We start from the raw sequence: 15473 nt of genomic DNA on the forward strand, positions 1-15473 counted from the left end.
TCCGGCCGCCCGTCCCCGTCAGGAACCGTTCGGGCGGATCGGCACCCGGATCGTCGCGGTGTCGCCCGCTTTCCCGTTGGCCAGCCCGACCACGCCCGCGATCGAGCTTTCGCCGCGGAAGCCGGCCTCCATCAGCGCATCGCCGAATCGCCAGAATCCCTGCCGGTCCAGGGCGTCCTCTTCGCCTTCCCGGATGTCCATCACCCGCTTCACCAGTCGTTCGCGCCGCGCGGCACGACCGGTCTTCTGTTCGAGCTGATAATCGGCGTGGGGCGCCAGCGGCGCATAGTGATCCGCGAGCATCCCCGGAGCGCCCGGCTCGAGCACGAGGTGCGCCTTGCGCGTGGCGGGAACCTGCCGGGCACCGGACAGAATGTCCTCGCCGTGGCGCGTCTTGGCGAACTGGTCCTCGGAGCCGTCGATGACCAGCATCAGCACGGACGCGGGGATCTCCGACAGCGGACCGGCCGGATAGCCTTCGGAGCCGCGCCAGCCGGGCTGCGCCATCAGTATCGCTTTCGGCACCGGCAATCCCTCCCGCTGCGCCATCGCCGCGAGCTGCGCCGACATGCCGCCGCCGAACGAGTGGCCGACGAACGCCACGCGCGCGAGATCGGGCCGGACGGGGCCGGTCTTCTGCAGCTGGTTCAACGCCTGCCGGATGCCGGTGACGGCGTTGCGCACGATCTGGTCGGTTTCGTCTCTCGGGGACTCCTCGAAAATCGGGAAGACGACGATGTTGCCCCGCCGCACGAGATGATCGATCCAACCGCCGTAGGCGTACGGGTTGACGGCGCGATAGCCGTGGAGAAACACGACCACCGGGGCGGCACTCGGGCGCGGCGAATCGGGCGTGAATATCCACGCCGCCTTCCCCTCCTCGCCGATTTTCTGTTTGGCCACCCTGGCGTGGCTGCCGGCCGACGACGCGGGTCGTGGAGCCGCGGCTTGCCCTGCGGGCGCGCCCACCGTGCCCGCCCGGGCGCAGTGGACGAGCCCCATGCTCACCGCCGCCACGAGCATGACGACCTGCGACCTCGAGAGGTTTCCGTAGATCCTGCCTGCTGGTTTTTTCATGTTGTCTTCCACCGTGTGTCCGGGGTGAACGTGCTCGTCATGTCGCGGCGACTCGGTCTCCGAGTGCGTCCGGCTCGGGCGCCCGCAGCGGGATCCCGTGCGCCGCGGCGGCTGCGACGATCTGGTTCCAGACGCCTGCCGGAACCTCGATCCCGCGCGCCGAGCGCTCGCCGCGGACCTTCGCCTCGGGATCGCCCGGCACCTGCACGGGCCTGTCCGGTTGCACCGCCGGCGACCCGCGCATCGCGTCCAGAAACGCGGCTGCGCGGCGCCCGTACTCGTCGGCATCCTGAAAGGCGCGCACATCGATCGCCTGCACGTAGATCCCGCCCATCACGGAGCGCGCGGGATTGAAGGCGCCGCCCAGGCCGCCGAGGAGGCAGGTCGCGAGGCTCAAGCCGTATCCCTTGTAGCCGCCGAAGTGCGACAGGAAACCGCCGTTGAAGAACGCGTCGGGGCTCGTGGTGGGGAATCCGTCCGAGTCCAGCGCCCATCCTTCGGGCATCGACTCGCCCCTGCTCTGCGCCACTTTCACCTTGCCGCGCGACGCCACCGTGGTCGCGTAGTCCAGCACGAACGGCGCCCGGCCCGCGACGGGCGCGCCGATCGCGACCGGATTGGTCAGCAACGCCTTCGACTTTCCGCCGTACGGCGCGCAGTCGCCGAAGTCGCGCCCGCCGTATCCGAGAAACACCATGCCGACGCAGCCGGCCCTGGCCGCCATCTCCACGTACTCGCCCAGGCGTCCGGCGTGGTTGCAGCGGCGCAACGCAACGGCGCCGAGCCCCGTGGATCGGGCCTTCTCGATCGCCAGGGTCATCGCCCGATCGACCGCGTACGCCCCCCATCCGCTGCGGCCGTCCATGACCGCCGTGGCCGCGGTCTCGCCCACGATCTCGGGTCGCTCGCCCACGAGCACCTTCTTGCCGTCGACCTCCTCGAGATAGCTGGGGATACGAATGATGCCGTGCGAATCGTGCCCGACGAGGTTGGCGTTCACCAGCACTTCGGTGACCCGTCGGGCGATGTCGCCCGGCGTACCCACGCCCACGAGGATGTCGTGGACGGCGCCGGAGACGTACTCAACCGACAGCCGCTGCACGGGTCCTGCCCACCGGCAAATCGTAGAAGCGGATGAGATTCCCGCCGAGGATCTTGTCCGCGGTCGCGCGCGACAGCTTGGCGCTGCGCAGCTCCTCGACGGCGCCGTTCCAGTTGCAGTCGAAGTGCGGGTAGTCGGTGCCCCACACGATGTAGTCCTCCCCGACGAGGTCGGCGATCATCGGGATCGTCGATTCGTCCGATTCCACCTGGATGACGCACTGACGACGGAACGCTTCGCTCGGCAGCGTCTTGCACTCCGGGAGCAGCCAGTCGAGACGCCTGGCATGGCTGTCCAGCCGCTCCAGCCAGAACGGCAACCAGCCGCCGCCCGCCTCGACGAACGAGAAGCGCAGCCGCGGATACCGGTCCAGCACGCCGCCGAACGTCACGCACATGACCGCCATCTGCATCTCCATGGAATGCGAGACGGCGTGCAGGTAGGCCCAGTTCTGGAACCGGTCGCGGCCGACCTGCGGCGCGTTGCGCATGTTGCCGCCCTCGTGCACCGCGATCACGCACCCGAGGTCCTGCGCCCGCTCCCAGATCGGATAGAAATCTGGGTGATCGAGATTGCGGCCGCCGACCGGGTTCGGGCGAATCATGGCTCCCCGGAACCCGAGCTTCTCGACGGCGAACTCGAGCTCCTTGAGCGCGAGCGCCGGCTCCTGGAACGGCAGCGCCGCGATGGGGAACAGCCGATCGGGATACGGCCGCGCGAAGTCCGCCATCCACTTGTTGTGCGCGCGGCAGCAGGCGGCGCCGAGCACCGCGTCCTTGAAGCCGGAATAGCGCAGCCCGATCGTCGGAAACACCAGGCCCGCATCGACCCCGGCGGCGTCCATGTCCTTGATCCGGATGTGCGGGTCGAACCCGCCCGGCTCCTGCTCCTCCCACCTCTGCTTCCCGAGGCTGCGGTCCCACTTCTTGTTGACGTTACGACCGCCCAGGCCGAAGCCCTTCTTCGACAGGAGCTCGCCCTCCATGGAGAGCTGCTGATCGCCGTTCTCGTCGTTGAAGAACCGAGGCGCCAGCGGGAGCAGCGACTTGTCCTCCAGGTAGTTCTCCCACAAATCGATCGGCTCCAGGATGTGGGAGTCCGCGTCCACGACAAATGCGTTGTTCATGACTGATCTCCTGACGTTTCTGATTCTGATTTTCAGCTGCTCGTCGCCGGCGCGGCGACCTTCGCCGCCTCTTCCCGTTCCGGATAGCTGCCTTCCACGAGCACGTCGATGAGCGACGGCCCCTCCCGATCGCGTGCGGCGCGCATCGCGTCGGCGATGTCGTCCGCCGACTCGACCTGCATCGCCGGGATGCCGAAAGACTGCGCGAGGCCGACGAAATCGATCGGCGGATCGTTCAGCTCCGATCCGTAGTAACGCTTCGCCCGCGCCGATGCGCCGCCGCCGTGCAGATGCAGACGGTGCTTGATGAGGCGGTACTGCCGGTTGTTGCAGACGACGTAGGTCACCTTGGCCCGACGGTTCGCCGCGGTCCAGAGGGCCTGTATCCCGAACAGGGCCGCCCCGTCGCCGACGAGGCAAAGCACCGGCCGCTCGGGCAGGGCGAGATGGACACCGATGCTCGCGCCCAGCCCCCAGCCGAGGCCGCCGCCCTTCAGCCCGAAGTAGCCCAGATCGCGCTCCTGCATGAAGCGGCGCAGGCTCATGCCGGTCGTGGCCGACTCGTCCACGATCACGGCGTCGTCCGGCGCGTGGGCGACGATCTCCTGCATGACCACGGTGCCGCGCAGCGGGCGCTGCTGGCGATCCGCCGCCGCCTGGCGTTTCACGCCGGCGAGGAGCTCCGCCTTGCGTCGCTCGCTCGCCAGCGCGCGATCCGCCGCGATCCGGCTCTGGTCGCTCCCGCAACGCGCCCGCACGGCCTCGACCAGCGCGGCGAGCGTCGCCTTGGCGTCGCCCAGCATCGCCGGCTCGGCCCGGTAGTTCTTGCCGAGCTGCCAGGCGTCGGCGCTGAGCTGGATGAGGCGCACGCCGGGAGGCAGGGGCTCCGTGCGCGCGTACGCGGCGAGCGTGAACACCTCCGCCCCGACCGCGAAAATCACGTCCGCCGTGTCGAGCACCTCGCGGACTTCCTTCTGCGTGCGCGCGAGCGCACCCTGGTAGAGCGGGTGGGCGATCGGGAAGTTGAACGTCGTCGACGCGCACTCCGAGTACACGCGGCTGCCGAGCAGATCGGCGAGCTGCCGGAGCTCGGGCTCGGCGCCCGATTTGCCGACCTCGTCCCCGGCGATGATCAGCGGCGAGCGCGCCGCGAGCAGCGCCGCCGCGGCCTCCCCGATGGCCTCGCGGTCGGCGCACAGCCTCGGCGCGACGACGGTGGGGCGCGCGAGCGAGAACGCGCCCTCCGCCGCCATGACGTCCTTCGGCAGGGACAGGAACACCGGACCGGTGGGCGGCGTCAGGGCGACCTTCACGGCGCGCGTCAGCACTCGCTCGAGCTCGCCCACGTTCTGGACCTCGTGCGCCCACTTGACCAGCGGCCGCGCCATCCGCGCGAGGTCGCCCCACAGGAACGGCTCCGTCTGGGCGAACGCCAGATCCTGCTGCCCGGCGGTGACGAGCAGCGGCGTGCCGTGCTTCGACGCGTTGAACAGCATCCCCATCGCGTTTCCGAAGCCCGGCATCACGTGGCCGCAGAACACGCCGAGCCGGCCGGACGCCATCGCATAGCCGTCGGCCATGGTCAGCGCCGCACCCTCGTGCAGCCCGAGCACGTAGTCCATCTCCGGCATGTCCACGAGCCGGTCGAGCATCTTCAGCTCGGTATGGCCGGGATTGCCGAACAGGTACCGCACGCCTTGCTGCCGCAGCAGCTCGAGAAAGTAATCAACGCCATTCATGGATACGCAATGCCTCAGTGGGTCGTTTTGATGGGCGACGACGGGGTCGAAGGGGGCGCCGTGTCGCCGAAGCGACGCTGCAGCCGCTCGGCGATGCCGACGAGGTGGCGGCCGGCCACCCGCCGGTCGATTTCACGCTGCATCCGCTCGCGCAGCTCCTCGCAGAAGGCCCGCACCGCCGCCCGGTCTTCGGCGTCGGGCACCCGGTCGCGGACGCGTATCGGCGGGAGAAATGCCACCGTATAGGCGACGGGTCGCGGCTTACCTTTATTAATGATGGTCTGGTGACCCCGGTAATCGATCACGAAATGCGCCTCGTGGGAGCCCAGCACGACCGCGGGGACGATGGGCGCGTCGGCGAGCCACGCCATGAGCGCGAAATCCTCGGTAAAGGGCCGCATCCGATACGGCGGTACCGAAGGTCCCGCCTCGGGCATCGTCAACACCGCCCGATCGAGATCGAGCAGCGCGCGCCCGTTCTCGAGCGTGGCGGGAACCAGGCCGAGCTCGGCCGCCGCCTCGGCGGAGATCCTCCGGTTCGGATCGGCCAGGCAATCGGGCGGCGCGAGGAAGAGCGGCGGCCGGTCCGGGCGATGCCGGTGGAGCGCATCGAGCGCGAGCAGCGCGTGGTCGGGGACCGATACCGCACCGAAGGGGGTCGGCGCGGCCGGGTTGTTCGCGACGACGAGCAGGCGTCCGTTGGACGGCACGTTGTCCAGGCCTTCGGTCTCCGGACGGCATACCCTACGCGCCAGGGCCAGCATGTGCGGCGCCTTCCGGCCGATGTCGGCGCGTTCGGCGATTTCCGTTACCGGTTTCCGGTCGAGAACGCCGGCCGTCGCCATCGCTTCCGCGCCGCCGCCCGGACGAACCGGCTTGCGGTACGGCGGCGGATCGAGCGGCGCGAGCCGATACGCCTCGGCGCTTGGCTGGACCGCCCCCGCGGGTCTGGCCGCGCGGATGTGCGGTTTCAATTCAGGCGCCCCGAGCCAGACCTCGGCGCCGCCGCGCGGGTTGTCGACGTACTCCCATTCCGAGCCGCGCCGCACGGCGACCGTGGGGCCGAAGGGATTCACCGAGCCCACGGCGAGACCGTAGGGCGTCGACGCAAAGCTCCGGATACCGCAGTTGTAGGGATTCCCGAACCCGCCGATGGTGACCGGCATCCAGTTGTCGCCGTCGGCGGTGCTCCACAGATCGCACCCCCCTTCCCGCTCGTGGGCCTCGTCGACCCCCATGAATTCGATCAGCTCGCGGAAGTGTCCGGGCCAGACCGACCGGTTGAGGTACGGCAGGAACGAGCCCCAGCTCGCGGTGCCCATGTACAGGCGGCCGGCGTGAACGGCCATCCGCCACATGTATCCGTTGAAGAGATCGTTGAACCCGGGATAGAAGCCGCTCTTGGGCAGCACCACCCCTTTCGGCGTCAGGCGCGGCGTGCCGACCACCAGATCCCAGGAGTCGTCGGGATACAGGCGGATGACTTCGCCGGCGGCCGGGCCCACCTGGTTCACGCGATCGTAGCCGCCGTCCTGGATGGCGGTGCCGATGTACAGCGCATCCTTGAACACGCAGAAGGACAGCACGCCCTGGTTGAGGTGACCGCGGTACGCCCCGATGTCGAGGACCTTCGTCCACCGATACGGCGCTTCCCCGACACCCCGCGTCTTCCACACCTGGAACCCGGTCAGGTGATTGAAGGTGCCCGCGTACAGGTGGTCGTTGAACGCGACGACGTTGAACACGACGGTGTTGTACGGATCGCCGAAACCGGGAGGACTCACCTGCCGCCACTCGCCCTTGGCGGGATCGGCGCTCTCGAGGACATAGGGGTACTTCGATTGATTCGCGACGTTGTTGTTGCTTCCGACGGGCGAGGTGTACAGGCGGCCGTTGAACTCCATCAGGAACCGGAAGGACGAGACGCCGTCGAGCCCCAGGCCGGGCTTCGAGGCGGGCGTGAACGTCTCGCCGTCCTCGGAACGCAGGATCATGGGCCCCGGGGCCCGCGTGTTCGCGAACGTGCTCACGTACAGCGCCGGCGCGGCATCGCTCCTGCCCCGAAAGACCCTCATTCCGCGATAGCTGACCTCGCGAATGATGTCCCTGCCGTCCCGTCCGGTCACGATCGGGGCGCGCTGCACCAGGTCCCAGCGCGCCGCGCGCGGGTCGTAGCGCCAGATCTGCGCGCGCAGGTCGATGTCGGCGAAGGCGTCGGGCGGGCACTGGATCGGCCAGACGGGCCATTGCGGGGGACGGAACGTCTGGCGTTTCTTAAGGCAGAGATTCGCGCGAAAGGTGCCGCAGTAGAGCCGGTCGTTGAACCACGACATGGAATGGACGTAGGCATTCCAGCCGTCTCCCCAGCCGTTGAGCGCGATCGGCAGAAAGTGCTCCTGCCCGAGCGTCTGGCTGGAGAGGTCGCTCCGATCCTCGGCGATCGGTCCCTCCTGTATCGCTACCCGGGTCGCCGCCATGCGTTCCTTCCTTTCGCCGCCCGCACGATGCCACCGACGCCCGATCCCCCTGCGCCATGCGGCGCACTGGATCTCCGCGCTCCAGCGTCCTGCTCCAACGGTCGTCGCGGCTTCCAAGCGCTGCCCCCCGCCGATCGCATCACGTTTTCTTGAGAAGGACCGGCTCGGCCAGGCCGGTCACCGTGCCGTGCATCCAGGCCGGTGCCGCCGTCGGCTGCGGCAGCCACGAGGCGTCCAGCAGCCGGGCGACGGGTTCGACCACCTTCTCGGGCATGTGCAGGGGGAAGAAATGACCTGCCCTCGGCAGGATCCGAATGTCGGCGTGCTCGCACAAGCGGGACAGTTCGCGCGCGGTTTCCAGCGCCTGCGAATACTCGCCGTAGAGACCGACGATCGGCATGCGCAGCGAAGGCAGACGGTCGGTCGGCACGTCGCCGGCGCGCCCGAATTCGTCCAGGGCCGTGGTTCGTTCGATCAGCTCGAGCCAGCGCATGGCGGAACGCTTGCCGTTCTTGCCGGAAAAGGGCGACGGCATCATCGCCCCCAGGCGATCCGCCCTGTCCGGCTCGTGCACGCGCAACCGTGCCATCTGGTTGAACAGCTGAATTCCGAATTCGCCGCCGTCTTCGTCGAAGACGAATCCGTTCTCCCGCATCAGATCCCGGTAACGCGGCCAATGGGCCCAGTCGCGGAGCCGGAGATTCGGTTGCAGCGAGCGCATGCGCGTGTCCACGAGCGTCAGGCTCTTGACCCGGTCGGGATGCAGGCAGGCGAAATGCGCCGCGACCGAGCCGCCGAAGCTGTGCGCCACGAGGTGCGCCGAGCCGATCCCGAGATGGTCGAGCAGCTCGCGCATGTCGGCCGCGAGGCGATCGACGCCGTATCCGCTGCGCGGCATCTCGCTCAGGCCGTGACCGCGAAGATCGAACAACGTGACGCGCGCGTACGCCGACAGCATCGGGGCAATGCGCAGATACCAGAACCCGAGGTTGGCGCCGAGCCCGTGGACCATCACCACTTCCTCGCGCCGCGCCCCGATGGGCCGCGGCTGGTCGAGGGTGACGTAGTGAAGCGTGATCTGTTCCAGCTGTGCGAGCGGCATGATTACTCCATGTATCCCAGCATGCGCAGCTGTTCGATGATCTTGTCCTTCTCGTCGTCCGCGATCTGTCCTCCGGGCGCCTCGAACTGCGCGACCGGGAGCGTCGCCGCCCCGATCCGCACGCCGTGCTTTCCGAGATGCTCGTCGGTGAAGAACGTCTCGGGCACGACTCCTTCGAAGTCCCTGGGCACGGAAAGGCCGAGGCTGTAGAGCAGCGTGGCCGCGACGTCCATGATGCGGCGCCGCTCCGCCGTCTCCCCCCGCCGGATGCCGGGGCCGCTGGCGATGAAGACGCCGTCCGGGTGGTGCGTCCCGGCCGGCTGCCCCCGCGCCTCCACCACCGGTTCGACGTTGCTGATGGAGACGAACCCGTAGTCGCGCAGCTCCAGCGACAGGTCGGGGGCATCGGACATCGCCGGGCCGGGGAAGACGTCCTCGCGGCAATGAATGGCGCGGATGATGCGTTCGCCGGTGGCGGGATCCCGAAGCGCTTCGAGGTCGCCGATCAGGCGCTGCCGGAAGGCTTCGTACTCCGCCCTCGGCACGCCGGGCTCCCCCGGCCGGTTCGACACGCGTATCCAGACGCCGTTGCTCGAGGGCGTGCGGCAGTACGCGAGCGTCTTGTGCCAGTCGAGGTTCGCGAACCAGCTCCGGTCGCGCCGCCGGCTCGTCTCGCTGTCGTCCGCCGTCCGCCAGGCGAGGTAGCCTTTCTGGTGGAGGTAGGCGTTGATGCGGACGATCTCGGTGGACACCGTGAACCCGTGATCCGACGCGATGTACACCTGCGCCTCCGGCGCCAGCGCCACCAGGCGGCGGACGTACCCGTCGAGTTTGCGGAAGTACTCGTAGCAGGCATCCCGTATGCCGGCCGCCTGGGGCGAGTCGTCCGCCGGCATGCGGGGATCGATGTACGCCCATGCCTGATGCTGGATCTTGTCGGTGCCGTCGAACATCACCGCCATGAGATCCGGCCGGTCCTCGCGCAGGAGCTTCTCGGCGATGAAGAACCACTGGTCCTCGCGCACGAGGTGATACCGCACCCACTGCTCGACCTCCTGCGGGCCGAGCTCCTCCATCGCGAGCTTCTCCTGCTCGAAATCCCATGCGAGCTCGCGCGGGTTGAACCCGTCGATGCCCTTCAGCCGGTCGAACAGCCCGGCGGGCAGGCTGTTGCGGCGCAGATGCTTCCAGGGCACGAAACCGGGCACGAGCGAGCCGCGCACCGGCCGCGGCGGCGCCGTGATGGGGAAGTTGAGCGACACGACGCTCCGCTCCTGGCGGCTGGCGATCGACCAGATCGTCTCGGTCCGGATGTCGCGCGCGTCCGACAGGGTGAAGTACACCTCCTCGCCCCGTTCCTCCGCGCGCAGGAAGTCGAAAACGCCGTGATGCCCCGGCGAGCGGCCGGTCATGAGCGAGACCCACGCCGGAGGCGTGAGCGGATTCGCCGTCGACCTCAGCTTCGCCCTGACCCCGTTCTCGATGAGCCCCTTGAGGAACGGCATCACCACGCCCCGTCCCGGCACGTCCTGGATGAGGTCGTCGAGGATCGTGAACGTGGCGCCGTCCATGCCGATGAATAGTGTGCGAGTCACGCTGCAACTCCGTTGAGCTTGGAAGTGACGAAGGACGCGACCTGGCTGACGGAAAGGTCGTCGACGTAACGGCCCTCGCGCATGAGCAGCTCGTCGAAGCCCATGCGCGGCCTCGAGAAGTGCTCCTCGACGGCCACGACCAGGTGAATGATGTCGACGGACGAAAATCCGAGCTGCTCGACCAGCTTCGTTCCGACGCCGATATCGTCGTCCAGATCCAGATCCCAGTCCTGCGTCATGTCGCGCAGGATCTGGATGATCGCGGTACCGACCTGTTGTTCGCTAAATGACACTCGCCGTCCTCCTCTCCCGGTGTTCGCCCGCCGTATCGGCGGCCTGGCTGTACTCCACGCAAATGGCCATCACTTCGTCCGGCGACTGCCACACGCGCACCCGAAACGAATGTTCTCCCCGCCGCACGAGCAGGTGCTCGTCGTCGATGCCGACCACTGGCCACGCGCGCGGGTCGCCCAGGAGACCCGTGCCCCGGCACTTGGCGGCCGCCTCTTTCGCGCACCAGAAGCGCAGCAGGGTTCGCGCCCTCTGCTCGGCGTTTGCCGCAGGAAGCAGTGCGGTCTCTTCCGGCGTGAGCGCGCCGTCGAGAAACTCCACCGACCGGCCGGCACCGAGGCGCTCCACGTCGATGCCGAGCGCGACCCCCGGATCGGCCGCCGCCGCGACCGCGCACCCCAGACTGTGGCTGATCGAGACCGCGGGAGCGCCGGCGGTCAGGTCGCCGAGAGCGGGGCACGACACAACGGGCCTGCCCGCCGCGTCCGGCAGAATTTCGACGTCCGCCGGCGCGAGACGGATGCCGTACTTGCGCTCGGCCCATGCGCGCACCGCGTCCTTCGCCGCGATCCTCCCGAGCAGCCACTCCCCGCGCCTCGGACCCTTGTCGGGCAGCGCGTACCAGAAGCGACGCTCGTTCCCGCCGAGCATCAGGTGCGCCAAAACGCGCTTCCAGATGCCCCACGAGTCGTCGAAGAACGACGGCGGGAGCGGGTCGATGCGACGGCCGATCACGCCGGCGGCCGGGAGCGGCTGCTCCGACGAGAAGTACTCGGTCTGCGGAAAGAGGCGGCACCGGTAGTAGACGTGAGGGATGCTGAAGTACTGGTCCTGCCAGCCCTCGATCCGCGCCCACAGGCGCCCCGTCTCCTCGATGAAATCGAAATCGGCCTCGAGCCGGGCGCCGCGCGGATACAGCCGGCATCGCGAGTACGGCGGCAACGAGGCCGGAACCGGATCGCTCGCCGCGACGCGCGCGACGACGCGGTCGTCCCCGTCGACGAATTCGAAACCGCCGCCCTCGCCGGTCTCGCTGGCGATCCGGATATGCGCGCGGCACAGCAGAGGACGTCCGGGAGGCAGTGCCGGGCCGTACTGCTCGTACTTGAGCACGCGGAACGGGAAGAAGCTCAGGTCCGCGCCGAACCGTTCCGCGACCCAGTAGCCGATCAGCTGTCCGGCCGAATCGAGCAGCGCCGGATCGGTGAGGAAGCGGGCGGCCCCGAGGCCAGAGAAGAACCGGTTCGGGTCGATCGCGCCGAAGTCGGCTTCGATCCCCTCGCGACCCCAGCGTCGCAATCGCTTCACGCCCTGGAAACAGGGACCGTGGAACATGGGGGCGTAGCGGGTCGGATCGTCCGGGTGATTCGCGTAGAGCTTGTCACCGGCATAGTTCGGACGGAACTCCTCCGCGAGCACGAACGGCGGCACGGGCCGCGGCGCCGGAAATTCGTCGCCGAGCCGCGCGGTGCCTTCGAAAACCAGCTGCCGGTCGGCGCCGTCCCCCAACACGAAAACCCGTACGTGGATCTCCGCCGGCGCGCCGGGCTTGCGGCCGGCCTGCACGCCGAGCCGCAGGCGTCCCTGGTCGAGCGCGAGCCAACGGTAGCCGCGAAGATCGTAAAGACCGATCACCCGCTTTCCGCTCAACCGCGCCGCGGCCTGTGCGACGACCTCCATGCTGACGGTGAACGGAATGACCGGCAACGGATGCAGCTCCGGATTCCGGGCGGACACCGCGGCCCCCAGTGTATGGTCGAAAAGGAACACGTCGCGGGCCAGATCGACGTCCCGTTCGCACCAGAGCGAGTCGGCGTCCATCGAGACGACGCGGCCGAGCAGAGGCCACGCCCCGGCTTCGCTGTCCGGATCGGCCGCCTCGGCTGCGGCGACGGTTGCGGTCGGCGGCGGCGTCATCAGACCCAATACGCGGGTCTGGCTCGACAGGAACTCCTGCATCAGGTTGAAGTGGGAACGCAGCAACGACACGCGCGCGTCGGGCCTCGGCGCGGCGGCCACGGGCGTCGGCGATTGGGCCGCGGGATCCGGGCGGACGTCGTCCTGCAACGGCGCGGGGGCGAGGACGGCAGCGAGCCGTTGTCGCGCCGACGCGAGCGCCTCCGCGCTCACTTCCATTCGGGGCATCATCAAGTCGAGCACCGCGCGCTTCGCAGGCTCGCGCTTCGCGCCGGGAGCGAGAGGCTCGATCGATCGCGCCCGATAGAGGGGCGCAAAATCGACGGCGGCGCCGCGCACGTAGAGCTGCCCGAGCAGCTGCTGCAGCTGCTGCAGACCCGGCTTGCCCTCGACATTGCTCGCCAGCGCCAGGTACTCGCCGCGCTCGAGGATGTCCTTCACGAACCCGGTCAAGTTGCCCCCGGGCCCCACCTCGACGAAAGTGCGGACGCCGGATGCGTGCAGGCGGGTGATCGTGTCGCGAAACCGCACCCGGCTGAACCACTGGCGGGTCGCCAGCGCGCGAATGGCCTCCGCTTCCGACGGGAACGGTTCGGTGGTCGCGCAGCTGTAGACGGGCGTGGCCGCCGGCCCGACGTCGAGACCGTCGTACAGGACGCGCAGACGCGGCTCGAGCGGCATGAACAGCGGCGTGTGGTACGCGCGGTCGAACGGCATCGGCACGCAGATGCCGCCGGCCTCGCCGAGACGCGCCACCGCCGCATCGATATCCGCGCGCTCGCCGAAGAGCACCACCTGATTGGGGCAGTTGTCGAGCGCGACGTGGAGGCGCCCGCCCGCGGCGGAAACGACGGCATCGAGCCGTTCGGGATCGACCGCGCCCACGGTCATCAGCGCGCCCGTCGGGATGCGACCCTCCGCGCCGAGGTCGCGGTACGCCTGCGCGAAGCGGCGCATCGCCGCGACGGTCTCCGCCCGCGTCGGCAGGCGCACGATGCCGCCGGCGATGAGCGCCGTGCCCTCGCCCGTGCTGTGCCCGACCAGCGCGTCGGCGGAGACGCCGAACTCGCCGAGCAGTTCATACAGCGCCATCCCCGCGACGAACACGGAGGCCGACCCGATCTCGAGCGTCGTGATAGCGCGCGCGACCCGCTCGCGCTCGTCCTCCGTCAGGCCGGTCGGGGCGGGGAACACCACCCGGCTCGGCGCGTCGGGCGCGATGCCGGCGAAGGCCTCGTCGAGCACGTCGAACCAGGCGCGCACCTTCGGGAAGTACACGCTCAGATCGAGGAGCATGTTCGGGTACTGCCCGCCCTCTCCCGGGAACAGGAACGCCACGCGACCGAGCCCGGCGGCGCCCGGTCCGCCGTAGTGGATGCCGCGCCGCCGGAGGTCCGCGGCCGCGGAGGGCAGCTTCTCCAGGGCGAGCTCGATCTTCTTGCGCAGCTCGGCCACGTCGGCGCACACCATCGCGAGACGGCAGCGCCCGTGCGGTCTGGCGGCGAGCGCGCACGCGAGCCCGGCGGCCGAGACGCCCGGATCGTCGACCACCAGCCGGTGGACCTCTCGCAGCGCTTCGATCAGGCCCTCGGTGCCGTTCGCCGAGAACACGAACAGCTCCGAGGACCAGCTCGCGTGCAGGGCCGGCCCGCTGGCCTGCGGGTGCTCCTCGAGGATCGCGTGCGCGTTGATTCCGCCGAAACCGAACGCGTTGACGCCCGCGCGGCGCGGCCCCGTCCCCGCGTGGATCCAGGGACGCGTCGCGTTGTTGACGTAGAGGCTCGACTCCTCGAGCTTCAGACCCGGATTGACGTTCGCGCAGAGCGTCGGCGGCAGCACGCGGTGATAGAGCGCCAGGGCCGACTTGATGACGCCGGCGATGCCGGCCGCGGGAATGCAGTGCCCGATCATCGACTTCACGGACCCCAGCGCCCGGCGCGGCAGGCGTCCGTCCCGTGGGCCGTAGATCCGCTTCATCGTCGCGACTTCGGTCGCGTCGCCGACCGGCATGCCGGTGCCGTGCGCCTCGATCAGCTCCACCGTGTCCGGATCCACGCCGTTCTCGGCGTACGCGCGCTGCATCGCGAGCAGCTGGCCTTCGAGGCGCGGCGCCAGCAGGCCGAGCGCCCGTCCGTCGCTCGCGCTGCCGACGCCCTTCACCACGGCGTAGACGCGGTCGCCGTCGCGGAGTGCGTCGCCCAGGCGCTTCAGCACGAGGATGCCGAGCCCCTCGCCGAGCAGCGTGCCGTCCGCGCCCGCGTCGAACGGGCTGATGTCGGTGCGGGACAGCGCCTTCAGCAGCGCGAACATCATATAAAGCTGCGGCGGCGTGGTCGTGTGCACCCCGCCCGCGAGCATCATGTCGCACCGTCCGCTGCGCAGCTCCTTGATCGCCTGCTCCAGCGCGATGAGCGAGGACGCGCACGCGGCGTCGACGATGTAGTTCGGTCCGAGCAGGTCCAGGCGATTGGCGATCCGTCCGGTGATGACGTTCGGAACGAGACTCGGGATCACCTCCGGCGTAAACGGCGGAAGCTTCTCCTTCAGGCGCGCGCGCAGCTCCTTCGCCATCTCCGGCGTGAAGCCGGGGACCAGCCCGCGCAGCAGCTCCAGCGTCTGGTCGACGACCTGCCCGTGGTGCAGCAGCGTGTTGTAGCCGCGGTTCACGTACGTGCCGCGTCCGAGGATGATGCCGGTCTTCGCGCCGTCGAACGGGCGGTCGCCGTAGCCGGCATCGGACAGCGCATCCCGCGACAGCTTCAGCGCGAGGAAGTGATCCGCGTCGCCGGTCGCCACGGTGCTCGGCATCACGCCGAACTCGACCGGATTGAAGTCGACGAACTCGCCGAGGAATCCGCCCCGGCGCGTGTAGATCCGATCGTTCTCGGTCGAGGTCGGATCGTAGTACGGGGCCGCCCAGCGGTCGCCGGCCTCGCTCATGCAGTTCCGCCTGTCCACGATGTTCTGCCAGTAGGCGCGCAGGTCCGGCGCCCCGGCGAACATGGCCGACATGCCGACGATCGCGATGTCGTCTCCGGCGCTCACGG

Annotated in this window: 9 protein-coding genes; all 9 read right to left on the reverse strand. The window is 69.2% G+C overall.

Annotated elements, in window-relative coordinates:
- Nucleotides 1-18 precede the first annotated feature (18 nt).
- Nucleotides 19-1077 (reverse strand): alpha/beta hydrolase fold domain-containing protein, encoded by a 1059-nt coding sequence (locus SVA_RS09835; RefSeq protein ID WP_096461055.1) that lies wholly within the window; start codon nucleotides 1075-1077, stop codon nucleotides 19-21.
- A 37-nt stretch (nucleotides 1078-1114) separates the two neighbouring features.
- On the reverse strand, nucleotides 1115-2179 hold the full coding sequence (locus tag SVA_RS09840) for an Ldh family oxidoreductase (protein ID WP_169924047.1): 1065 nt from the start codon (nucleotides 2177-2179) through the stop codon (nucleotides 1115-1117).
- Nucleotides 2160-3305: an amidohydrolase family protein gene (locus tag SVA_RS09845; protein ID WP_096461057.1), complete on the reverse strand. Its 1146-nt coding sequence runs from the start codon at nucleotides 3303-3305 to the stop codon at nucleotides 2160-2162. Before SVA_RS09845 ends, SVA_RS09840 begins: the two co-directional genes overlap by 20 nt.
- 32 nt (nucleotides 3306-3337) lie before the next feature.
- The gene (locus SVA_RS09850) at nucleotides 3338-5044 is read right to left on the reverse strand and encodes a thiamine pyrophosphate-binding protein (protein ID WP_096461058.1); all 1707 of its coding nucleotides are present in this window, start codon (nucleotides 5042-5044) and stop codon (nucleotides 3338-3340) included.
- Nucleotides 5045-5058: 14 nt separating this feature from the next.
- Nucleotides 5059-7521: a lysophospholipid acyltransferase family protein gene (locus SVA_RS19925; RefSeq protein ID WP_179948787.1), complete on the reverse strand. Its 2463-nt coding sequence runs from the start codon at nucleotides 7519-7521 to the stop codon at nucleotides 5059-5061.
- 139 nt (nucleotides 7522-7660) lie between these two features.
- Nucleotides 7661-8623: an alpha/beta fold hydrolase gene (locus SVA_RS09860; protein WP_096461059.1), complete on the reverse strand. Its 963-nt coding sequence runs from the start codon at nucleotides 8621-8623 to the stop codon at nucleotides 7661-7663.
- A gap of 2 nt (nucleotides 8624-8625) precedes the next feature.
- Complete coding sequence (locus tag SVA_RS09865; RefSeq protein WP_169924048.1) at nucleotides 8626-10218, reverse strand: alkaline phosphatase family protein; 1593 nt, start codon at nucleotides 10216-10218, stop codon at nucleotides 8626-8628.
- On the reverse strand, nucleotides 10215-10511 hold the full coding sequence (locus tag SVA_RS09870; RefSeq protein ID WP_197703153.1) for a hypothetical protein: 297 nt from the start codon (nucleotides 10509-10511) through the stop codon (nucleotides 10215-10217). Before SVA_RS09870 ends, SVA_RS09865 begins: the two co-directional genes overlap by 4 nt.
- Nucleotides 10501-15471, reverse strand: a complete 4971-nt coding sequence (locus SVA_RS09875) for a type I polyketide synthase (RefSeq protein WP_096461061.1) — start codon at nucleotides 15469-15471, stop codon at nucleotides 10501-10503. Before SVA_RS09875 ends, SVA_RS09870 begins: the two co-directional genes overlap by 11 nt.
- Nucleotides 15472-15473: the final 2 nt, after the last annotated feature.

The sequence above is a fragment of the Sulfurifustis variabilis genome (assembly GCF_002355415.1).
Taxonomy (GTDB): Bacteria; Pseudomonadota; Gammaproteobacteria; order Acidiferrobacterales; family Sulfurifustaceae; genus Sulfurifustis; species Sulfurifustis variabilis.

Coding starts and splice junctions, on each gene's coding strand:
- SVA_RS09850 (WP_096461058.1), bottom strand. CDS start 5,044: ATGAATGGCGTTGATTACTTTCTCGAGCTGCTGCGGCAGCAAGGCGTG.
- SVA_RS19925 (WP_179948787.1), bottom strand. CDS start 7,521: ATGGCGGCGACCCGGGTAGCGATACAGGAGGGACCGATCGCCGAGGAT.
- SVA_RS09835 (WP_096461055.1), bottom strand. CDS start 1,077: ATGAAAAAACCAGCAGGCAGGATCTACGGAAACCTCTCGAGGTCGCAG.
- SVA_RS09845 (WP_096461057.1), bottom strand. CDS start 3,305: ATGAACAACGCATTTGTCGTGGACGCGGACTCCCACATCCTGGAGCCG.
- SVA_RS09860 (WP_096461059.1), bottom strand. CDS start 8,623: ATGCCGCTCGCACAGCTGGAACAGATCACGCTTCACTACGTCACCCTC.